32 protein-coding genes are annotated in these 16,696 nt (G+C 67.0%); 2 read left to right on the forward strand and 30 right to left on the reverse strand.

Features of this window, described 5'->3' with window-relative positions:
- Positions 1 to 14: 14 nt before the first annotated feature.
- From Y710_RS16095 to Y710_RS16105, 3 genes are all read right to left on the reverse strand, one after another.
- The gene (locus Y710_RS16095) at positions 15 to 1,637 is read right to left on the reverse strand and encodes a terminase large subunit (protein WP_156479461.1); all 1,623 of its coding nucleotides are present in this window, start codon (positions 1,635 to 1,637) and stop codon (positions 15 to 17) included.
- Positions 1,564 to 1,911, reverse strand: a complete 348-nt coding sequence (locus Y710_RS16100; RefSeq protein ID WP_062367915.1) for a P27 family phage terminase small subunit — start codon at positions 1,909 to 1,911, stop codon at positions 1,564 to 1,566. Before Y710_RS16100 ends, Y710_RS16095 begins: the two co-directional genes overlap by 74 nt.
- A 550-nt stretch (positions 1,912 to 2,461) precedes the next feature.
- Positions 2,462 to 2,692, reverse strand: a complete 231-nt coding sequence (locus Y710_RS16105; protein ID WP_156479462.1) for a DUF7427 family protein — start codon at positions 2,690 to 2,692, stop codon at positions 2,462 to 2,464.
- Between the two features lie 385 nt (positions 2,693 to 3,077).
- On the opposite strand from Y710_RS16105, the gene Y710_RS16110 reads away from it, so the two are divergent.
- Together Y710_RS16110 and Y710_RS16115 are read left to right on the forward strand one after the other, a co-directional pair.
- Positions 3,078 to 3,323 carry a hypothetical protein gene (locus tag Y710_RS16110; protein WP_062367917.1) on the forward strand — a complete coding sequence of 82 codons (246 nt, stop codon included), beginning with the start codon at positions 3,078 to 3,080 and terminating at the stop codon, positions 3,321 to 3,323.
- Positions 3,320 to 3,649: a ribbon-helix-helix protein, CopG family gene (locus Y710_RS16115; RefSeq protein WP_062367918.1), complete on the forward strand. Its 330-nt coding sequence runs from the start codon at positions 3,320 to 3,322 to the stop codon at positions 3,647 to 3,649. The genes Y710_RS16110 and Y710_RS16115 overlap by 4 nt, the downstream gene beginning before the upstream one ends.
- A 6-nt stretch (positions 3,650 to 3,655) precedes the next feature.
- On the opposite strand, the gene Y710_RS16120 is transcribed toward Y710_RS16115, so the two are convergent.
- The 27 genes from Y710_RS16120 to Y710_RS16240 form a co-directional block, all read right to left on the reverse strand.
- Positions 3,656 to 4,552: a hypothetical protein gene (locus Y710_RS16120; protein ID WP_156479463.1), complete on the reverse strand. Its 897-nt coding sequence runs from the start codon at positions 4,550 to 4,552 to the stop codon at positions 3,656 to 3,658.
- The gene (locus Y710_RS16125; RefSeq protein ID WP_062367920.1) at positions 4,549 to 4,800 is read right to left on the reverse strand and encodes a hypothetical protein; all 252 of its coding nucleotides are present in this window, start codon (positions 4,798 to 4,800) and stop codon (positions 4,549 to 4,551) included. Before Y710_RS16125 ends, Y710_RS16120 begins: the two co-directional genes overlap by 4 nt.
- On the reverse strand, positions 4,797 to 5,351 hold the full coding sequence (locus Y710_RS16130) for a hypothetical protein (RefSeq protein ID WP_062367921.1): 555 nt from the start codon (positions 5,349 to 5,351) through the stop codon (positions 4,797 to 4,799). The genes Y710_RS16125 and Y710_RS16130 overlap by 4 nt, the downstream gene beginning before the upstream one ends.
- Positions 5,348 to 6,304, reverse strand: coding sequence for a hypothetical protein (locus Y710_RS18970; protein ID WP_062367922.1), 957 nt, complete (start codon positions 6,302 to 6,304; stop codon positions 5,348 to 5,350). The genes Y710_RS16130 and Y710_RS18970 overlap by 4 nt, the downstream gene beginning before the upstream one ends.
- On the reverse strand, positions 6,297 to 6,455 hold the full coding sequence (locus Y710_RS18795) for a hypothetical protein (RefSeq protein ID WP_156479464.1): 159 nt from the start codon (positions 6,453 to 6,455) through the stop codon (positions 6,297 to 6,299). The genes Y710_RS18970 and Y710_RS18795 overlap by 8 nt, the downstream gene beginning before the upstream one ends.
- The gene (locus Y710_RS16140) at positions 6,448 to 7,530 is read right to left on the reverse strand and encodes a hypothetical protein (RefSeq protein WP_062367923.1); all 1,083 of its coding nucleotides are present in this window, start codon (positions 7,528 to 7,530) and stop codon (positions 6,448 to 6,450) included. Before Y710_RS16140 ends, Y710_RS18795 begins: the two co-directional genes overlap by 8 nt.
- A gap of 3 nt (positions 7,531 to 7,533) precedes the next feature.
- Positions 7,534 to 7,719, reverse strand: a complete 186-nt coding sequence (locus tag Y710_RS16145; protein WP_062367924.1) for a hypothetical protein — start codon at positions 7,717 to 7,719, stop codon at positions 7,534 to 7,536.
- Positions 7,716 to 8,045 carry a hypothetical protein gene (locus Y710_RS16150; protein WP_062367925.1) on the reverse strand — a complete coding sequence of 110 codons (330 nt, stop codon included), beginning with the start codon at positions 8,043 to 8,045 and terminating at the stop codon, positions 7,716 to 7,718. Before Y710_RS16150 ends, Y710_RS16145 begins: the two co-directional genes overlap by 4 nt.
- A 225-nt stretch (positions 8,046 to 8,270) precedes the next feature.
- A complete protein-coding gene (locus tag Y710_RS16155; RefSeq protein ID WP_062367926.1) occupies positions 8,271 to 8,756 on the reverse strand; it encodes a hypothetical protein in 486 nt (161 codons plus the stop codon).
- 3 nt (positions 8,757 to 8,759) lie between these two features.
- Positions 8,760 to 8,915 carry a hypothetical protein gene (locus Y710_RS18800; protein ID WP_156479465.1) on the reverse strand — a complete coding sequence of 52 codons (156 nt, stop codon included), beginning with the start codon at positions 8,913 to 8,915 and terminating at the stop codon, positions 8,760 to 8,762.
- Positions 8,912 to 9,631 (reverse strand): hypothetical protein, encoded by a 720-nt coding sequence (locus tag Y710_RS16160; protein WP_062367927.1) that lies wholly within the window; start codon positions 9,629 to 9,631, stop codon positions 8,912 to 8,914. The genes Y710_RS18800 and Y710_RS16160 overlap by 4 nt, the downstream gene beginning before the upstream one ends.
- Positions 9,628 to 9,861 carry a hypothetical protein gene (locus Y710_RS16165; RefSeq protein WP_156479466.1) on the reverse strand — a complete coding sequence of 78 codons (234 nt, stop codon included), beginning with the start codon at positions 9,859 to 9,861 and terminating at the stop codon, positions 9,628 to 9,630. Before Y710_RS16165 ends, Y710_RS16160 begins: the two co-directional genes overlap by 4 nt.
- A gap of 68 nt (positions 9,862 to 9,929) precedes the next feature.
- Complete coding sequence (locus Y710_RS16170; protein ID WP_062367929.1) at positions 9,930 to 10,547, reverse strand: hypothetical protein; 618 nt, start codon at positions 10,545 to 10,547, stop codon at positions 9,930 to 9,932.
- On the reverse strand, positions 10,544 to 11,197 hold the full coding sequence (locus tag Y710_RS16175) for a hypothetical protein (protein WP_062367930.1): 654 nt from the start codon (positions 11,195 to 11,197) through the stop codon (positions 10,544 to 10,546). Before Y710_RS16175 ends, Y710_RS16170 begins: the two co-directional genes overlap by 4 nt.
- 172 nt (positions 11,198 to 11,369) lie before the next feature.
- On the reverse strand, positions 11,370 to 11,591 hold the full coding sequence (locus Y710_RS16180; RefSeq protein WP_062367931.1) for a hypothetical protein: 222 nt from the start codon (positions 11,589 to 11,591) through the stop codon (positions 11,370 to 11,372).
- Positions 11,588 to 12,034 carry a hypothetical protein gene (locus Y710_RS16185; RefSeq protein WP_062367932.1) on the reverse strand — a complete coding sequence of 149 codons (447 nt, stop codon included), beginning with the start codon at positions 12,032 to 12,034 and terminating at the stop codon, positions 11,588 to 11,590. Before Y710_RS16185 ends, Y710_RS16180 begins: the two co-directional genes overlap by 4 nt.
- 13 nt (positions 12,035 to 12,047) lie before the next feature.
- Entirely contained in the window at positions 12,048 to 12,437 is a 390-nt protein-coding gene (locus Y710_RS16190; RefSeq protein ID WP_062367933.1) for a hypothetical protein, read from the reverse strand.
- A 34-nt stretch (positions 12,438 to 12,471) separates the two neighbouring features.
- Positions 12,472 to 13,512 (reverse strand): hypothetical protein, encoded by a 1,041-nt coding sequence (locus Y710_RS16195; RefSeq protein WP_231875770.1) that lies wholly within the window; start codon positions 13,510 to 13,512, stop codon positions 12,472 to 12,474.
- Positions 13,509 to 13,742 carry a hypothetical protein gene (locus Y710_RS16200; protein ID WP_062367934.1) on the reverse strand — a complete coding sequence of 78 codons (234 nt, stop codon included), beginning with the start codon at positions 13,740 to 13,742 and terminating at the stop codon, positions 13,509 to 13,511. Before Y710_RS16200 ends, Y710_RS16195 begins: the two co-directional genes overlap by 4 nt.
- Positions 13,735 to 14,046, reverse strand: a complete 312-nt coding sequence (locus tag Y710_RS16205) for a hypothetical protein (RefSeq protein ID WP_062367935.1) — start codon at positions 14,044 to 14,046, stop codon at positions 13,735 to 13,737. Before Y710_RS16205 ends, Y710_RS16200 begins: the two co-directional genes overlap by 8 nt.
- Entirely contained in the window at positions 14,043 to 14,864 is an 822-nt protein-coding gene (locus Y710_RS16210) for a hypothetical protein (RefSeq protein ID WP_156479467.1), read from the reverse strand. Before Y710_RS16210 ends, Y710_RS16205 begins: the two co-directional genes overlap by 4 nt.
- Positions 14,861 to 15,325, reverse strand: a complete 465-nt coding sequence (locus Y710_RS16215) for a helix-turn-helix domain-containing protein (protein ID WP_082781346.1) — start codon at positions 15,323 to 15,325, stop codon at positions 14,861 to 14,863. Before Y710_RS16215 ends, Y710_RS16210 begins: the two co-directional genes overlap by 4 nt.
- Positions 15,322 to 15,618: a hypothetical protein gene (locus Y710_RS16220; protein ID WP_062367937.1), complete on the reverse strand. Its 297-nt coding sequence runs from the start codon at positions 15,616 to 15,618 to the stop codon at positions 15,322 to 15,324. Before Y710_RS16220 ends, Y710_RS16215 begins: the two co-directional genes overlap by 4 nt.
- A complete protein-coding gene (locus tag Y710_RS16225; protein WP_062367938.1) occupies positions 15,615 to 15,797 on the reverse strand; it encodes a hypothetical protein in 183 nt (60 codons plus the stop codon). Before Y710_RS16225 ends, Y710_RS16220 begins: the two co-directional genes overlap by 4 nt.
- Positions 15,794 to 16,096 (reverse strand): hypothetical protein, encoded by a 303-nt coding sequence (locus Y710_RS16230; RefSeq protein WP_062367939.1) that lies wholly within the window; start codon positions 16,094 to 16,096, stop codon positions 15,794 to 15,796. The genes Y710_RS16225 and Y710_RS16230 overlap by 4 nt, the downstream gene beginning before the upstream one ends.
- Positions 16,093 to 16,434 (reverse strand): hypothetical protein, encoded by a 342-nt coding sequence (locus tag Y710_RS16235; RefSeq protein WP_062367940.1) that lies wholly within the window; start codon positions 16,432 to 16,434, stop codon positions 16,093 to 16,095. Before Y710_RS16235 ends, Y710_RS16230 begins: the two co-directional genes overlap by 4 nt.
- Entirely contained in the window at positions 16,434 to 16,619 is a 186-nt protein-coding gene (locus tag Y710_RS16240; RefSeq protein WP_062367941.1) for a hypothetical protein, read from the reverse strand. Before Y710_RS16240 ends, Y710_RS16235 begins: the two co-directional genes overlap by 1 nt.
- Positions 16,620 to 16,696 lie beyond the last annotated feature (77 nt).

The raw sequence follows: 16,696 nt of genomic DNA on the forward strand, positions 1-16,696 counted from the left end.
AGTGCCTCCTCTCGTCAGAACGCCGTGGTCAGTACGTCGAGCTCGCCGCTGCGGCGCGGGAGCCCTCGAACGGTGTCCTTGGGACCACTCGACGGCAGGGGTCGGTCGACCTGCGCGCGTCCGCCGAACTCGACGAGGCCGCCGTGCGCGAGCGTGGTGGCCTCGATCGGGGCGGTCGAGCCGTCCATCGCGCGGACCCAGGTGAAGTCGCCCTGCGGCAGGGTCTTCATCGCGACGGTGGCGACCGCGTCAGTCAGTGGCTGCTGGCCGGTGTGCGAGAGCAGTCCGGCCAATGCGTCGTCGAGGAACCCGCCCGACCAGCGCGCGATCTGCGGCGTCGTGGCCATCTCGGGTTCGATCCCGGCGTTGATGAGCTTCGACTCGATGACCGCGGCCGGCGACCGGGAATCGATCACGACGGCGGCCGGGTCCCAGGCCTCGACAATCAGATAGACGAACTCGACCAGTTCGGCGTGCGTAGCGGGCTGGAACGCCCCGATTTCGACGTGCGTGCGGTGCTCGGCGGTGCCCTGCGCCGCGGCGATCGCCCAGCGGCGACGGTCTGGGGACAGCGCCAGCCCGATCACGACGGGTCCGACCAGAGAGGGATGCAGGTTCGTCATGTCCGACCAGCTATCGGCGTTGATGATGGGCTCGTGCGCCGACGCATCGGCAGGCCAGCGCCCCAGTGCCAGGCGCTCGATCTCCCACTCGTCGAGCGCATTGCGGAACCCTTCGAGCTCCTCCTCGATGTACTCCTCGGTCACCAGGACGTGCCCCGGCGCGACCTCGCGGCCCATGCTCGGGTTCGCGATCGCCCAGTTCTCGCGGTCCTCGCGCCACTGTGTGCGGGCTAGTGCGTCGGCCAGCTCGTCGCCGGTCGGCTCCGGAGGCTCGGGTGCCGACCATTCCATCCACAGCAGCCGCGCCGGAGGCTTCTCCGACATCGCTGCGCGGCGCAGGCTCGCCCACTTTCCGCAGTGCTCGTGCACGTTCGCATCCGCTGCGCTCCCGAGGTACCAGATCTGCGGATCTTTCGCGGTCGTCAACAGTGGACGGATCGCAGCCTGGCTCGCCTTCGACCAGATCATCGCCTCATCGATGACCAGCCGGTCGACCGAGAATCCGCGTCCGCCGGATTTCGTTCGAGTGCGGTAGCGGATCTCGCTGCCGTTCTTGAGCTTGATCCGCTCCTTGCCGTTCGAGGTCTTGACCGACAGCACCTGATTCTCCAGCTTCGGGTGCGACAGGATCAGGTTGTGCAGGCGGTCCATCGACTCCATGGCCGTCTGGAACTCGTGCGCGGTGTGCAGGATGTGCACGCCCGGCTCGGTGATCATCCAGGCGAGCTCGACGACCTCGATCGAGGCCGTCTTGCCGTTCTGGCGTGAGACCTCGATGCCAACCTCGGCGGCGGCCCACCGGCCCGACGCGTCACGCGCCATGCCCTCGCGGACCACGTCCTCCTGCCAACCGAGCAGCGTCGCATCGGCCATGAACGCGATGTCGAGGGCCTTCTCGCCGCGGCTGTAGTCGGTTGCGCCGGCCGGACGGTGGAAGACCCTAGGAGTGCGCTGTCCGAGCAGCCCGCGCTTGGGCGAGCTCGTCGTCGAGGGAGGTGTCAGCGTCGCCGCCATCGTCACCACCTCCGTCTGTGGAACTCATCGCCATCCGCCAGGCGAACAGGTCGGGGCGGGCAGTCTCCCAGCCGCGCATCTCGCGCGAGGCCGCCCGTTCGATCTCCAGGGCCGGGTGCGGCACGCTCACGCCGTTGCGGGTGATGAACAGGCCGTCTTTGTCGATCTGCTCGCGGGCCTGGCGCATCCGATCGGCCTGCCCCGCGAATGCCTCGAGCGCGGCGCGGTCGACGGCGTTCACGGACTCGGTACCGGCGAGGATGTCGTCGCTCATCCGGACTCCTGGACTAGACGCGCGCATCGCGGCGACCGGCGACCCGACAAGGCTGCACGAGGTCGGTAGGCGCGCATTACGCGGCTCCCCGGCCTGTTTTCCCAGGCCGGGGAGAGAGAAAAGCGAGACTACCGGCGGAGTCTCGCTGAGGGGGGTGCCGGAATATTTCCGGCCCCGGCGCCGAGGGCGGGCCAGGGCATGGCCCGGACGCCGAGTGGGTCGGCGGGCTCCTCCCCCGGCCACGCCCCGGTCACAGCGGGACGCAGCGCGTCCCTAGACCCGTCCCCACGCTGCCGGTTACACGTGTGGTGCAGTAGCCGGTCAGCCTTGCGCAAGGCCGACACCGCGATGCCGGCGGCGCGCTGAGCTTTCCGGGACTGTGAGTGATCGGCCTCGAGCGGCGCGGCGTCGAAGTTTCGTGTCGGGTCGCGCCACATGGGCTGTCCGCACCACCAGCACGGCGAGCCGTCGACGTGCCTACTGAGCAGGCTGTCGCGGTTCTTGCGGTGTTGGTATCCGAGGCCTCGACGGTGTGCCGATGGCTTCTTGGTCATGAGCGAGCGAGTACGTACACGTCGAGTCGACGTGGTACGAGTCCAGCCAGGTGTAGCGCGGTCGCGCCGATGGCGAACAGGATGGCGGCGTTGGCCGCCGGGCTCGATGCCCGAGCGCGCTCGATGCCGCGCGAGAGCAACTGTTCGTCGTTACCGGTTGCCACGCACCACAGTTCGTAGCCGGTGACGCCGCCGACCACTATGGACCAAGCGCGCATGGCGTTCACGACACGCTCCCCTCGACAGGCTAGGCCCCGCCGGCGTCGCGCCCCGCAGCAACCACCTCGGCCCTGTAACGAGAGGCGGGCGTCATGGGTATGTGCCACCGAGGTTGCGATGCGCGGTGCGCTTCGGCGGGCGGTGGCGGCGCTTGCTGAGTGAGCAGATCGGATCAGATCCCAGTTGACGGGGCGCGACGATCGGCGAAACGACGAAGGCCCGTGCGGGAGCACGAGCCTTTTGGGCAGCACTGTTGTACTGCGATTCAGAGTCTAACCCCCCTGACCTGGGGTTTCAAACAGGCTCTTCCGTCGCGTGCCCGCGCCCCGTACCATCCCTAGTATGTCATACATACTCGTTGCAATTCTCGGGTATGTATGACATACTAGATGCATGCGATACAAAGTCTCCCGATCAGCCCGCCGCCACCGGATCGGCAACGCGCACATCATCGCCGCGCTGCAGAGCGAGACGGCCACCGTTGTCGAGCAGCGCGACAACGGCGCGCAGCTGATCATCGCGACTGACGATCGCGGCGTCGAGTTGGAGATCGGCATCCGCCCGTCGATCGAAGACCCGGCTGACCTGGCCATCATCTTCCACTGCATGCCCACCCACTACCGCAAGGAGCAGTCATGAACGACAAGGATCGGGTTGAGCGCAAGGGCTCGACCATCGAGAATGTTGACCTCGACGCCGAGGAGGTCCGGGTCAACGGCGAGCGCTACACCGAGGCCGACGCCGAGGACGACGCCGCATGGGCCGAGGGCGCGGCTCGGCGGCGAGCATCGAACCTGGTGCCCGGCGGCAAGTCCCTCAGCGGCGGCAAGGCCCACTCCCCCGTGCTGAACGTCCGCGTTCCCGCATCGGTGAAGGACGCTCTTGATGCCGAGGCGAAGGCCGCCGGCATCGGTACCTCGAAGCTCGTGCGCCGAATTCTGGAAGCGCACATGAAGGCGAGCTGACTGCGGTCACATACGGGCCGTAGTGGCGGCCATGCCCGCTTCTCGCAGTGCCCGCACGTCGTCGAGCCTGTAGAGCTTCTCGTCCTCGGACGTGAGCCAATAGTTCACGATCCGTCCGCGGTGCCGCCACGCGCGCGGCTGGATCTTGCCTTTGGCTCGCCAGTTGTGCCAGGTGCTCTTGGCGACTGGTTCGCCGAGCTCGCGCATGACGCGCAGGATCTCGTCGGCCGGCATCAGGTAGCCACTCATCTTGGCCAGCAGCTTCTGCTCGAGCGCGCGCCCGTCGTGCGTGGTGCCGCACCGCACGCACGTGACCATGTCGGCGCCGACGGTCACGCCGCCCTCGGTTTCGGTGCGCTGAGCGTAGAGCGGGACCCCGCAGGTGATCGGCCGACCGCGCTGGTCGGTACCGACGACCGCCGGGCACGGACCGCGGTAGACCGGTGGGACCGGCCGGTTGATCGCGGCGATGCCGCGCTCGGCAACGTCGACGAGCTCGCCGAGCGCCAGGCCCGCGTCCTCGCTGGTGATCAGGCGGTCCAGGTGAGCGAGCAGCCACGCCGACAGGTCGGCGATCGTCGCCGGTTCGCTGCCGGTGAACTCGATCCCGATCTGCTCGCACAGGTCGCGCACCCACCGCACCAGCACTGTCCGGATCTCGTCGTATCGGTCACGTGCGGCGGGAACGAACGGCAGCGGCGACTCCTCGTCGTCCTCGCTCACTGGACGCCGACGAGCCGCACTCGGCGCAGGCGTGAGGCGGCTCTGGCGCGCGAACGTGAGCGCGAGCTGGTTGGCCAGCCACGGCAGTTGCTCGACGGTCTGACGCAGCGTCGCGGTGCACGAGTTGCAGATCCACATCTCAGTGCGAGCCCCACAGTGCTGGCACGGTGACGGGTTCATCGATCAGCCTCCCTGTTCGGCGTCAGTGGTCGACCAGAGCCTTGGCCGACGGCGATTCCATCGGTGACGATGCGCCTGCATGCCTCTAGTGCCTGCGGATCGACGGCGACCGACAGGAGCGCCCGGACGGTATCGCCACCCGCCTGCCACAGGTGGCCGATCAGCGCCGGCGGCACGGTGATCTGGGTCGTCCTCCCGGTGATGATCCGATACGCGCGGGCGTAGTCGGCGTGTTCGCCGCGGGTCATCGGGGCGTCGCCTCCTCGGGCCAGGTGATGTTCTCGATTCCCGCGTGATGCCGACGTCGGACTTCGAACGGAAGCTCTCGGCCGAGGTGGAGCGCTCCCATTGCGGCCATGGTCAGCGCGTCCGCGCAGTCGTCGTTCGGGATCCGCACCTGGGACCAATCAGCCCGGACCGCGGCGAGCACGGCGCGCTTGTCGCTGTTGCCGTTGCCGGTCGCCCACTTGGCGCGAGTCTTCGGATTCACGACGGCGATCGGCGTCTGACGGGCACGGATCGCCGAGTACAGGCCCCACCAGAGTGCCCAGCGGTCGCCCAGGCCGGGCTGGGGTCGCATGTGCGACGGCATGTCCTCGATGACGACGAGCGCGGCGTCGACGGGGATCTGGCGCAGCACCAGGCGCGTCTGCGCGACGATCCGGTCCGAACGGTCGGCCCAACTCGCGCCGTCAGTGCCGGTGTGGCCGACCGACCAGGTGCGCGCTGATCCGTCTGCGCCGAGTATCGCGATACCAGCCGAGACCAGGCTCGGGTCGAGTCCGACGACGGCGCTCACTGGCCGCCCTCCTGCGTCTGACTACCGATGCCCAGGCCGAACAACGCGCCGAGTTCGCGGCGCCAGCGCTCGCTGCGGGGGTACATCTGGAAGGTCAGCTCTCGGTAATCGTCGTCGCGTGGTTCCTCTCCCGTGATGACGCCGGTGTAGATCTGGCCGCGAGGTCCCTCGAACGCGACGGTCTGGCCGACCTCGAAGCGGTGAGCGACCTGCCATGGCGGCGGCGGGTTCCCGTCGCGGTCCAGCCAGGTGCCGGTGATCTCCGGCGGCGGCGACGTCGCATAGATCTCCACGGCCGTCGGTGCCGACTCGAGATCGGGTCGTTCGATGCGAATGTAGTTTCCGTTGCCCGGGTCGGTACGCAGATCGATGAGGCAGATCGGTGGAGCGTCCGCGCTGCGTCGCACGATCAGCGTCGCCGTGAAGTGTGTCGGTCCGACGGTGTAGCCGAGCCAGTCGCGTTCACGGCCGGATTCTCTGGTGACCTCCCACTCGAGCTCGTTGTTCGGGTTCTCGCAGCGCCACCACTGCGCGGACGAGACCGGCGTCGCTCCGGCTCGGAGCGGGCCGCCGTCGTCGCCGTAGCGTGCGGCCAGGTAATCCCGCGCGGTCGGCCAACCCTCCCAGGGTGTCTGACTCCGCCTGTTCTCACCTGGTCGGGGTGCGCGCGGCCCGATGAACGTCGAGCCCGGGCAGAGCACCGCCGAATCGTCCTCGTCGTAGCGGTAATCGCCGAGGATCGCGCTGGTGGCGTACTCGATCTCGCCGCCCTGGCGCTCACGCTCGGACGCCATCCGGCCGTACTCGCGGCGCATCTGATCCATCCGCTCGGTGATCGCCAGGCCGTGCCAATCGCGGTGACAGTGCGGGCAGCGATCCGACACCGCAGGCTCGGGCTCGTCGGTCTCGTCGAGGAAATCGTCGAGATGATCGAGGAAGTCGCGGTCAGGCATGGCTCTGGTCCTCTCGGTGAGTGCAGCGATGGGCGCGACCGGCGATGATCAGCCAGCCATTCGGGTCGCATCGGCCGCAGGCGGCGATCTCGCGGCGGCGGGCGGCGGCGGCCTCGCGGCGCCGCTCGGCGGTGGTCTTGCGATCAGGCACTGCGATCGCTCCGCTTGCGGGCGGCGAGCGCTTCGCGGGCCGCGGCGATGCCACGAGCGTTGCGCTCGTCGGCCTCGGGGTCGTGGTCGCAGACCCGACCACCGCGGTAGCCGTCGTCGTTGCAGAGATCGCACCGATCGATCGCAGCGCGCTCGACCTCGGCCTGGCGCTGGAGATCGGCCTTGCGGGCTTCGTTGGCCAGTTCCGCCCGCCGGGCCTGCCATGCCTCGAGCCGCTGCCGGGCCTCGCCGCAAGCGCGGCAGTTCGGCGGGTTCGGGTCACCGAGATGATCGGGGCAATTTCGGGGTGGGGGGTCGTCGCGGTCGGTGTCCGATTCCAAGTGCCGTTCCCCAGTTACGTAACCACCCACTATGGAGCTGGCTGTAGGAGCTGGAGCAGGAGCTGGTAGGGAGTCGACCCCTAAACCTTGGGGGTCGGTTTCACCCTGAGTGACCCCCAAACCTTCCCCTAAACCTTGGGGTAAATGGTGGGGTAAACCTTCCCCCAAACCTAGGGGGTAACGTTCCCCCAAATGGTCCCCTTGACCCTCGGGGTAAGCGTCCCCATCTTCGACCCCGAAGCCTTCCCCCAACTCGTCCAGAAGCGATGACGGATCGATGCTCTCGCGGTCGAGGATTTCGGTGACCTTCTCGACTCCCCACGCCTTCAGATCAGGCTGTGCGTCGCGGAGTCGGTGGAGCTGATGGACGATCACCCCGCGCAGGGTCGAGGACGCCACGGCGGCAAATGCGTTGGCCATCGAGACACTCACCTTCGGGTTGCGCAGGAGGCCGTCGTGCTTCACGAACGACCGGATCAGTGCCTCCTCGGTGTCCTCGTCGACAACAATGAACAGCCCGTCGATCAGCTCAGCCGCGGCGGCGCGCACAGCCATAGCGCTCCATCCCGCGGCGCCCGCTGCGATTCGTCCTGGACGCCAGTCGACGACGCCGCAATAGGTCATCGTCGGCGACGTCAGTAGGGCGAAGTAGAGGTGTTGGGCGCCCGGCGTGAGCTTGCGCCACTCGTCATCACCCCAGATGTCGAGCCGGATCTGTGCGTAGTCGCGTGCCATGGCCTATCCCTCCTTCCGTGGCCGGCCAGTCGGCGGTCCGGCGATGATTTCCATGTCGACGAGGTCCTTCATGACGACCTCGAACGGCACATGCATGGTGGCCGCGATCGCGGCGGCAGGCAGCCCCGCTGCGGCGAGCTCACCGACGCGGATCTGGCGGCGGGCCTTGGCGCGTACCGACTCGGTCATGCCGCACCCCCGAAGAGCACGTACTGGTCACCGACGGCGGCCGCATCGTTGCGGCGCACGATCGGCGAGACCGGATACTCCGGCGGCCCGAGGAGCCTGACGCGCAGCCAGTGGTCGTCTCCGACGCATATCTGCACCCGTTGCTCGTGCGTCGTCGCCTTGATCGGCGCGACGACGTCGTCGGGAAGGCCGCTGGCCCATGCGGTGAGTCGGGTGAAGCTGATCGACGCGGTGCGGTGGGTGCCGACGCGCTCCCAGTGGTCGTGGTGACCGGTCTGCTTGTCGTCGGGGTTGCAGATCGCCAGGCGCGGCCACCTGCTGTTCACGCCGGTGGTGCATCGGGCAGTGCAGTTGTCTCCTGATGTCGACCGAGTGCCACGTGTAGACGAGATGCGTCCTGGTGACCTGGTAGCCGCCGAAGATATCGCCGCCGCTGACATGAGTGTTCTTGATCTGCTCGATCGTTGAGTCAGGCGCTGCAACCAGAGCAGCGAGCGCTTGGCCGCTGATTCCCCACCAGATCGCGGCGGCCTCGTCGGCGGTGAGCGGCTTCATGCTGCCACCTGCTCAGGCGTGACGACGGCAGCGATCGCGTCGAGGTTCCAGATGCAGCCCGATGCGCAGTCCCAGCCCGCGTACCAGAAAGTGGACAGGTTGTTGCGCCGCCGCCACTGGTAGGGCGCGATGATGATGCCGTCGTACTCGCGGGCCAGGCGTGGCCAGTCGATGCGCCACCCGTCAGGGATGTCGTACGCGAGGCCCGGGAGCCCGTACTCAGCCGTGAATGCGTCGATGTGGGCGACCGTTCCGACGGTCAGCAGCTGGGCAGTGTCGGCGAGGGTGACGGTGTGCTCGTTCTCGTCGACCGTCGAGTCGACGGAGAACTCTTCGCGCTGAGTCCACTGCTGCCAGTCGTCGTCGCCCTTGACTGAGACCCAGAGCCCGTCCGGCTTGTCGTAGCGTCGCGTCGGGTCGTACGTCCGTGACCGGTCGAAGGTGAACGGCCCGTCGCCAGCGGGGTAGTGCTTAAGATCCATTGATCAGCCCTCCTTCGGCTCGGCGGTGGTGGTGCCCTCGCAGCGCTGGTAGTACGCGCCGCCGCGAGCCGGGATGTGGACCCAAACGGTCGTCCGGCCGACTCCCATGCGGGCGGTGATCGGCTTGCCACAGTGACGGCAGGTGAACGTGTGTCTCATGGCCGGCCTCGCTGCGCGGCTGCGCGGCGCCTCGCTGCTCGTGCCCCGGCACTGACGCCGTTCAGAAAAGCCCACGCGTCCTCGAACCTGAACGCAGACACGGAGATGGTCTGCCCGACCAGAAAGCCGTACAACCCCGGAATCGGGGCACCACCATTCGTGACGTTCGCGTGGTGCACGCGAACGCTCAGCCCGGTGTCCAGGGCGACCAGGGCCGCCTTCCATCGGAGCTTTGCCAGCGGCGACCAGTCGGGGTTCAGCGGCGGCTCGACGCCCTCCTCGGTGCGGGTGACGGTCATCATCCCCTCGGCTGCTTGAGGCTTCTTCTTGCGCAGGTGCACCGTCCCAGTTCGCGCGAGCGCGTCAGCGACATTGATCGCGTCGGCGAAGGATCGGGCGGACGCGAACGGGATACCGCCTTCCGTGACGCCGACTGACCACTTGAGGTATCCCGGCTCCGAGAACGAACTCCGGTCGGTCCACTTCGCCTCTCGGTTGCCGTACGTGCGACTCGGCTCGGGCAGCTCCACGACTGTGAAGTCTGCGGCGGTGAGTCCGTCGAGTGCCGCGTCCGCCATGTGGAGGTACCGGAGCCGGGTCAGGTTGTCTGGGGCGTAGTCTCGCCAAGCCGTCCTCGCCTCGTTTTCGGGCACTGGGTGATTGGCGCGCACGTACAGCGCTTCGGCGATCACGTCCCGCGCGTTCTGCCCGCTCATGCCGCACCGTCCTCGGGCGTCCACACGACGAGAGCGGGCACGCCGAGGTCCTTGCCGACCTCCATGCCGGAGAATCGCCGATGACCGGCGAGCTTCTCCCACACGCGCCCATACCCGCACCGAAGGATCGTCCCGACCGGTAGCGCATCGAGTTCTTCAACGGTCTGTACCGTGCGAGCCTCACGCCAGGTGTCGGCTACATGCTCGGCATGTTCCTCCGTGCTGAACATGGTCGCACCGCAAACACAGTCGCCGTCTGCATCCCGTTCATGCTGAATGAGATGCACGTCGAGCGTAATCATGCTGCTGCACCGCCGTCCGACTCCGGCGCAGACAGGAAATTGGCGTCCCAGAGGGCGCGAGCAGAGGCGATAAACGATTCCTTCGTGCGCTCAGTAAGAACATCCCACTCGGTGTCAGGGTTGTGCTCAGCCGCCATAGTGCGAGCGGCCTCCTTGATTAGCTTCTCCCGCTCAGCCTCCGCAGCAGCCTTCTTCTCCTGCTCAGCACGGTGCTCGGCTTCGAGTCGGTCAGCGAGACTGGTCGCGGCCTCGTGCCAGGGCCTCGGACCTACAAAGTCATAGCCGACCTGCGCGGCCTGCCGCAGCACCTCCCACGGCTGCGGCTCCTGCGCGTGGCGAGCCTCCACCAGCCCGCGATCATCACACGGCGCGATCAGCACGCCGTCGATCGTCACATGTGACCGTCCATCTCGGACGTCGCGGACCAGTTGCGCCAGGGCCTCGCCATCAGCGGTCGGCTCGTCACGGGTGGCGAGTAGTACGAGGTCAACAACAGCGCGGACCCCGGCGTCCAGGTGCCTCGGGTCGGTTAATGGCCTCCATTCGTAATGCTCGTCGCGGATTTCCCGGTACTTGTCAATCGCCTGCTGGTACAGGTCTTCGGTGGTGGTCATGAGTAGTCCGCCGATCCGGTAATCGGAGCCAGCCCGGCAACCGACTGCGCGATGGCCTCGTCGTCCCCGGCCTCGTGCGCCGCGGCGAGCGACTTCGCGAAGTCGTGCTGATTGCCGGACGTGCCGAGCTCACGGGCGAGGCGGTCGACCTCGGCGTGATCGTCGGCGGCATAGGCCACGGCGAGCTGGGCGATCGCGAGTTCGTACCCCCACCCCTCGAGGAGGAACTTCTCGCCGGCAGCCTCGCGGAACCGATTGATGCGCGCGCGAATCCATCCCGGTAAGGACTGCTCAACCGCCCACCACTTCGCCTTGTTCGCCTCGAGCTGCTCGACCTGCTTCCGCCGGAACGCTTCGGTGCGCTCACGGGCCTCACGAGCCAAGTCCTGGTTCGTGAGCCGGAATCGCCACCGACCATCGACTCGGAAGCCGGTGATGATCGAGATGTTCACCGTCTCGAGATCGAACTCGGCACCGGGCGCAAGAGGTGCGCCGACGTCTGCCTTCGACCGGATGAAGCCGATGCCGTTCGTCGTCGATATCTGGTAGTCGCCGCGCTCTGTCTCAACGCACTCCCTGACCGTGTAGGTGTCGATCGATCGCGGCCGGGCCGCCCAGAACTCGGCGTCGTGTGAAGTGTGCTCGCTCATGCCTGCCCCGCCTTTCCTGCCGGGAGCCATTCCCAGCCCCAGGTGCGCCCGTTCCAGTGCCACACCGAGAACCACGACTGGCCGCACGTCGGGCACTGCCAATCACGTGGTCGCAGAATCGCGAACCGCGGGCGCTTCGGGCACTGGCAGGTAGCCGTATTCGAGATGCTCATCAGTGGGCCTCTCGCTTCGGCAGATGCGCCCGGACGAAGGCGATTCGTGCGCACGAGAGCGCCACGAGCACGAGGATGTAGACCCACAACATGAACAGCGAATGTCCGTGAGCGAGAACCAAGAGTGAGTAGAACCCGGCAGTCGCAATCGCTGCGAGAGCGGTGTTCACCGTCAGCAGTACCTTCAGGCGGGCCTCGGCCCGTTCCTCGGTGGCGGTCATGATTCCTCCGAGAACTCGAGTGGCGGCACGGCCGACAGTTCAGCGCCCCGTTCGTCCTCCTCGTCAGCGGCCGGAGTGGTGACGGAGTTGTCGACGGTCTCCATCTCGTCGTGGTCGTCGAACAGACCTGGCTCGCCCTTCTTCTCGTCGACGATCGGGACCTTGCCCTTCTCGTAGATCGAGGAGTGCTCCATCACGCACACCAGGCGCGTCTCACCGTCAACGTGATCGAGTTCGTGCTTCTTGCAGAACGCCTCAACCCAGTAGATGCGCTTCTCGCCGATCCGCGGCGGGTTCTGCAACGCGTGCTCGCTCATGCCGCCGATGATCTTCACCTTCGCGGTCGACGGCTCCTCCTCGAAGATCGGCGCGTTGGCCTTCGGGATGTCGTCGGGCGGCTGGTGGTATTCGATCGGGACGTCGTTGCCGTCGTACTTCGTCATCGTGAGAGGCCTTTCAGATCTGGATCGTGTTGTCGTAGAGGCGGACTGCCGCGGTGTGTGCGAGGGCTCGTGTGACGGAGCAGCCCGTGCACTGGCATTCGAGGTCGCGGCGACGCTGGCTGCCGTATCGCTCCTCGACGAACGTCGGATGCCCCTCGGTCGCGGCCGTCAGCTTGTGCTTGATCAGGTCCAGCTCCGAGCGCAGCTCGCGCAGCTGCTCGCCGAGCTCGGCCTCGCGGCAGTCGCACGCGAGGTGGTGGTCGGTGCACTTCGCCCAGCGGTCGCCGTCGACGGTGTCGCGGGGCGGCGTGCGATCGACCGGGACCGCGTACTGGTTGCGGAAGTAGACGACCGGACCGACGAGTTCGCGGCCCGGACGCCACGGCGGGGTTCGGTAGCCCATCAGAGGCCCCGATCCTTGGGCTGCCGGGCGGCCATTACTGCTGCCCCTTCGCCGCGTCCTCGGCTTCCCATCGCTCGAACTGCTCGATGAGTGAGTGCGCCTCGGCCTTCGAGATGTCCTTGCTGGTGGTGATCTCCCGCTTCAGGTTCTCCGACAGCCAAGTCAGGCCTGCGGCGCGGTCGCCGAGGTCGAACTTCGTCATCATCGCGTGTAGCTTCGCCAGCTGCGGCTTGGTGATCGCCTCCTCGCCCTGCGAGTTCTGCCCCACCTCGGTTACCGATTCCGTTGCCGAACTTGCGGCAGTCGTTGCTGGCGCCGGGTCGTCACCCGGGAGCGGCGGCTGGTCGCCGGGATCGTTGACCGGCGCAGCCGTCGCCTTCTTCGGTGCGGCGGCAGCCTTCTTCGCCGCGGCTTTGCGGGGGCTCGTCTTGCGCTGGATCGGAGCGGACTCGACGGCGCGCTGCACGCCATCCTCCGTCGAGGTCGGGTCGGCGATGATCTCGCCGTCGATGACGTCCTCGATGATCAGGGATCCGCCGAGGACGTCGGGGAACACGCGGCGGCACAGGCGCGAGCTCGCGCGCGCGACGAGCTTGTCTGCGGGATAGGCCTTGATGTCGATGCCCGCGGTCTTGGCGTTGTCCGCGGTGAACGTGACGCGCTGCCACTCCTCGGAGTCCTTGCGACGCCCCTCGATGACACAGCGGGTATCGGTCGATTCCTTGATCCGGATCTCGTGGCCGGCCTCGATGATCCGTCGCCGCATGAATTCGGCGGCGAAACCGACCTTGCCCTTGACGACGTGGATGTTCTGCAGCGCATCCAGTGGATCGATGCCCAACTCGGAGCCCTTCATCATCGCAGCGGCGACGGCTTCGGGCTTGCCCTGCAGGCCTGCCGGGACGAAGTCGGTTGCGGCGAGGTACTTGGCGGCTTCGCCGATCTGGATGTACAGCTCGGCCCACTCGCGCAGGCGTGCCATCTGATCCGGCTGCTGCGACGCGCGAACGACTGTCTGATTGGGCTGGAAGGGGCTCGGCGCGTTTCCGCCGTACTGGGCGATCTCATTGCTCACTGGTGGTCTCCTTCGGTGGTACGGGTGGCGGTTGCGTCGGTCGTCGGGGGCCACGGGTCGTCGCCGGTGACGATGTAGGTGGCGACGTTGACGAGGTCCATCGCGTCGGGGCCGGTGCTGCCGACTAGCCCGGATCGCGTCGTCAGAACCCCTCGTGCCCGGTCGAGCGCTTCGGCGCGCTGCTGCTGGTCGAGGGTCAGCGTCGTCGTGGCAGCATCTGGTTCAGTCATTGCCATCGACCTCCATCAGTCGGTTTTCGAACGATTCCGGTGGGCGCCAACCGTTCTTGAGAAGCCAGTCGGCAAGGTCCGCGCCGATTGGCCAGCGATCGCCCGGCGGAGGGTCTGGAATGTGGAGCTCTTCGACGACGTGGTGACCGAGACTGCGCAGGGCTGCGTACGTTGCCTGCTCTCGCTCGGCGAGGCTCCTGTACTGCATGGCGAGCCGCTTCTCGCCGTCCTCGTGCAGCCGGTCGGCGAGCATGTCCAGCTCGTTATGCTCGACGCCGATCTTGCGTCGGTTCAGCCTGATCACTTCGCCGCCTTCCACTCGATGGAGGCGATCGTCGTCTCGCGGGGCGGGTCCATCGGGGCGCCGACGAGGTCGCGGGACTCTGCGTCGAAGCGGCGGATCTCGCGGGCGTAGCGGAAGTCGAGGAACTGCTGACGCTCGGCCGTCACCGGGATCAGCTCGGCCGAGTCACTGGTGACGTGGATGGCGGCGCAATGCGAGACCTCGATCATCGGCCTCTCTTCGCCGCCGTCGCCCTCGGACAGGAACTCGGCATACCGGTAGGCGGCGAGCTGTAGGGCAGTCTCGCCGTAGATGCCCTTCTCGTTGGTCTTGATGTCGGCGAGGATCCGGACGTGTTCGCGTGTCCTCGGGTCGAGAATGTCGGCGATCATGTCCAGCGTTCCGGCGTAGCCGACCGTGTAGTTGACGACCGAGGCCTCGACGACGACGGGCTGGACGTCGAACTGGTCCAGGAATCGCGCGTAGGCCTCAACGTGACCCCTCAGCAGGTCAGGCACCCCCTCGACCTTCTCCCCCTGGATCAGACGCTCGGCGTAGCCGTGGACCTCGGTGCCGCGCTTCTTGGCCTTGTCGGTGATGCCGTAGCGGCCGCCCTGCATCTTCTTGAGTCGCTCGGAGGCCTTCATGTCGCCTAGCTCGTCCCAGTGGTCGATCGCGTACTCGGCGGTGGCGTTGGCGGCCCAGTTGATCAAGGCCTTCTTCGGCAGGCCGTCACCGAGGATCGTCGTGACGCCCGGGATTCGGTCGCCGTTGGCATCGACGTAGTAGTGCCCCTTGCCGGTGTTCCGGCGCTTCATCGGGGCCTGGAATCTGCTCACTGCTCGCTCTCTTCGGGTTCGTGGTGGGTGCGGATCGAGATGACGTTCACGTGTGGAATCAGGTAGGTGTCGTCGGCCGTCTCGACGCGCAGATAGATCGGGTCGTCGAGCAGGACCTCGCCCTCGATCTGTTTCGGCGCGGGGTCCTGCAGCCTGGGGGAGAAGTCGCGGTAGCGGACGGTCGTCACGTCGGCTACGCAGGTGGTGACCGAGTCGGAACTCTCGAGGAGATCCGATGGCGCGACGTCGAGGACATCAGCGAGTGCGACCAGGTCGTCGACGTCGATTCGGCGCCTACCGGTTGCCATCTGACTCAGCGAGGAATAGTGGATTGGGTGACCGGCCGCTTCCAACTTCAGAGCCAGTTGACGCAAGGTGACGCGCCTCTGCTTGCGCACCTCGGTCATAATTCTGGCCGTTCGAAACCCGTTTTCACCCACTCTGATCGGCTCTTTACTCATCGGCGTGCCCTCGCCTTCTTGCGGAAGTCGTCGGCGTTGGGACACGTCGCGAAATGAGCGCGGTAGGTCGGAATCCCCGCCTCGCGCATACCCGCCGCCTGACCTGGACGGACGACGATCGCGGTCGGACTGCTGACGCCTGCGAGGTAGAGGTTCCCGTCGCTGGTGGGCTTCTCGTCGATCGGAATCCGCCGATCGTCCGGTGTGATCGCGAAGAAGATCGGACGACGGCAGCCGCGGCACCGTGTGATCTGCTTCGGCGACGGTACGAAGACCCGGTGGAAGTCGCTCATCCGAATACCGCCTCAGCACGGCGGCCCACAGGCACACCCTCGACCGGGCGCCGGTTCGACATCTGGCAGCGTCGACCCGCGGTGTCGAGGTGTGTGAAGACGGTCTTGCGAACGTAGATCAGCCGCCAGCAGACGGGGCAGGTGCGAACGACGGGCTCGTCCACGTTGCCGAGCGTCATGACCAGTCCTCGCGTGAGATCCGGTCGAGCGCCCGGTCCAGCATCTCGACCGGGTCATCGCTCTCCTCGAGGATGATGCGGTCGCTACCCGGTTCGGCGCCGAGTTTGGTGACTCGGATGGCGCAGCTGTCGGCACCGGCGTCGTAGTAGGCGAGCTGAACGTCGACGCCGTCGTTGGAGACGTGCGCCCGCAGTGCGCGCAGCAGCCGGCCTTCGCGCTCGTCGCGGTTGCGATAGTCGGTCGACGTTGCGACGCGGATGTTGTCGGCGATTTCGCCGTAGCGGTCAGCGCTGCTCATGACAACTGCCCATCGAGCTTGAGCGAGATGTCCCGCAGCGCCTCGGCGAGCTCGTGCGGCTCCATGGCCGACGGATCGCAGAGGACATGCGAGTTGACCGACCCCGGGGCGCCGTCGGGATCGGGGCCGACGGTGATGATGGCTCCGGCGTACGGCGCGTCGGCGGCCATCTTCCGCAGCTCCGACGGCAGCATCGCCTTCAGTTCCTGAACGAGTCGCTCCTTGACGGCGTCCGATTCCATCGATCGCGTCTCGCGGCGGATCCGGCGCGAGTACGCGAGCAGCCCGAACGAGCAGAGATTGATCACGGTCGCGAGCCCCAGTAGCGCCCAATCCATCAGAACACCTCCTTGGACTCGCGGAGGTCGCCGTCGTGAACGAGCATCGGATGCCAGTCGGCTGGCCCGTCATCGCGCCGGTCGTCGGCGATCGCACGCAGCAGCCACATCGTCAGCGCGTACGCAATACCGGCCAGGATCGATGCGGCGGCCAGGAGGAGGAAGAAGGTCAGATCATCGCTCATTGCGGGTGAAGTCCTCTCGGGAGGTAGTGGATGGGAGGGAGGAAGGCCCTGGCCCCGCTTCCCCGGCGGGGCCAGGG

The sequence above is a fragment of the Gordonia sp. QH-12 genome (genome assembly GCF_001578675.1).
Classification (GTDB): Bacteria; Actinomycetota; Actinomycetes; order Mycobacteriales; family Mycobacteriaceae; genus Gordonia; species Gordonia sihwensis.

Excerpts from the sequence above, each read along its gene's own strand:
- Y710_RS16170 (WP_062367929.1), bottom strand. The coding sequence starts at position 10,547 with ATGACCACCACCGAAGACCTGTACCAGCAGGCGATTGACAAGTACCGG.
- Y710_RS16125 (WP_062367920.1), bottom strand. The coding sequence starts at position 4,800 with ATGACCCGCGGCGAACACGCCGACTACGCCCGCGCGTATCGGATCATC.
- Y710_RS16220 (WP_062367937.1), bottom strand. The coding sequence starts at position 15,618 with ATGAGCGACTTCCACCGGGTCTTCGTACCGTCGCCGAAGCAGATCACA.
- Y710_RS16235 (WP_062367940.1), bottom strand. The coding sequence starts at position 16,434 with ATGGATTGGGCGCTACTGGGGCTCGCGACCGTGATCAATCTCTGCTCG.
- Y710_RS16180 (WP_062367931.1), bottom strand. The coding sequence starts at position 11,591 with ATGACCGCCACCGAGGAACGGGCCGAGGCCCGCCTGAAGGTACTGCTG.
- Y710_RS16120 (WP_156479463.1), bottom strand. The coding sequence starts at position 4,552 with ATGAACCCGTCACCGTGCCAGCACTGTGGGGCTCGCACTGAGATGTGG.
- Y710_RS18800 (WP_156479465.1), bottom strand. The coding sequence starts at position 8,915 with ATGAGACACACGTTCACCTGCCGTCACTGTGGCAAGCCGATCACCGCC.
- Y710_RS16095 (WP_156479461.1), bottom strand. The coding sequence starts at position 1,637 with ATGGCGGCGACGCTGACACCTCCCTCGACGACGAGCTCGCCCAAGCGC.
- Y710_RS16230 (WP_062367939.1), bottom strand. The coding sequence starts at position 16,096 with ATGAGCAGCGCTGACCGCTACGGCGAAATCGCCGACAACATCCGCGTC.
- Y710_RS16165 (WP_156479466.1), bottom strand. The coding sequence starts at position 9,861 with ATGTTCAGCACGGAGGAACATGCCGAGCATGTAGCCGACACCTGGCGT.
- Y710_RS16145 (WP_062367924.1), bottom strand. The coding sequence starts at position 7,719 with ATGACCGAGTCGGTACGCGCCAAGGCCCGCCGCCAGATCCGCGTCGGT.
- Y710_RS16215 (WP_082781346.1), bottom strand. The coding sequence starts at position 15,325 with ATGAGTAAAGAGCCGATCAGAGTGGGTGAAAACGGGTTTCGAACGGCC.
- Y710_RS16100 (WP_062367915.1), bottom strand. The coding sequence starts at position 1,911 with ATGAGCGACGACATCCTCGCCGGTACCGAGTCCGTGAACGCCGTCGAC.
- Y710_RS16140 (WP_062367923.1), bottom strand. The coding sequence starts at position 7,530 with ATGGCACGCGACTACGCACAGATCCGGCTCGACATCTGGGGTGATGAC.
- Y710_RS16190 (WP_062367933.1), bottom strand. The coding sequence starts at position 12,437 with ATGGGCTACCGAACCCCGCCGTGGCGTCCGGGCCGCGAACTCGTCGGT.
- Y710_RS16155 (WP_062367926.1), bottom strand. The coding sequence starts at position 8,756 with ATGGATCTTAAGCACTACCCCGCTGGCGACGGGCCGTTCACCTTCGAC.
- Y710_RS16115 (WP_062367918.1), top strand. The coding sequence starts at position 3,320 with ATGAACGACAAGGATCGGGTTGAGCGCAAGGGCTCGACCATCGAGAAT.
- Y710_RS16225 (WP_062367938.1), bottom strand. The coding sequence starts at position 15,797 with ATGACGCTCGGCAACGTGGACGAGCCCGTCGTTCGCACCTGCCCCGTC.
- Y710_RS16160 (WP_062367927.1), bottom strand. The coding sequence starts at position 9,631 with ATGAGCGGGCAGAACGCGCGGGACGTGATCGCCGAAGCGCTGTACGTG.
- Y710_RS16240 (WP_062367941.1), bottom strand. The coding sequence starts at position 16,619 with ATGAGCGATGATCTGACCTTCTTCCTCCTCCTGGCCGCCGCATCGATC.
- Y710_RS16175 (WP_062367930.1), bottom strand. The coding sequence starts at position 11,197 with ATGAGCGAGCACACTTCACACGACGCCGAGTTCTGGGCGGCCCGGCCG.
- Y710_RS18970 (WP_062367922.1), bottom strand. The coding sequence starts at position 6,304 with ATGCCTGACCGCGACTTCCTCGATCATCTCGACGATTTCCTCGACGAG.
- Y710_RS16185 (WP_062367932.1), bottom strand. The coding sequence starts at position 12,034 with ATGACGAAGTACGACGGCAACGACGTCCCGATCGAATACCACCAGCCG.
- Y710_RS16110 (WP_062367917.1), top strand. The coding sequence starts at position 3,078 with ATGCGATACAAAGTCTCCCGATCAGCCCGCCGCCACCGGATCGGCAAC.
- Y710_RS16200 (WP_062367934.1), bottom strand. The coding sequence starts at position 13,742 with ATGACTGAACCAGATGCTGCCACGACGACGCTGACCCTCGACCAGCAG.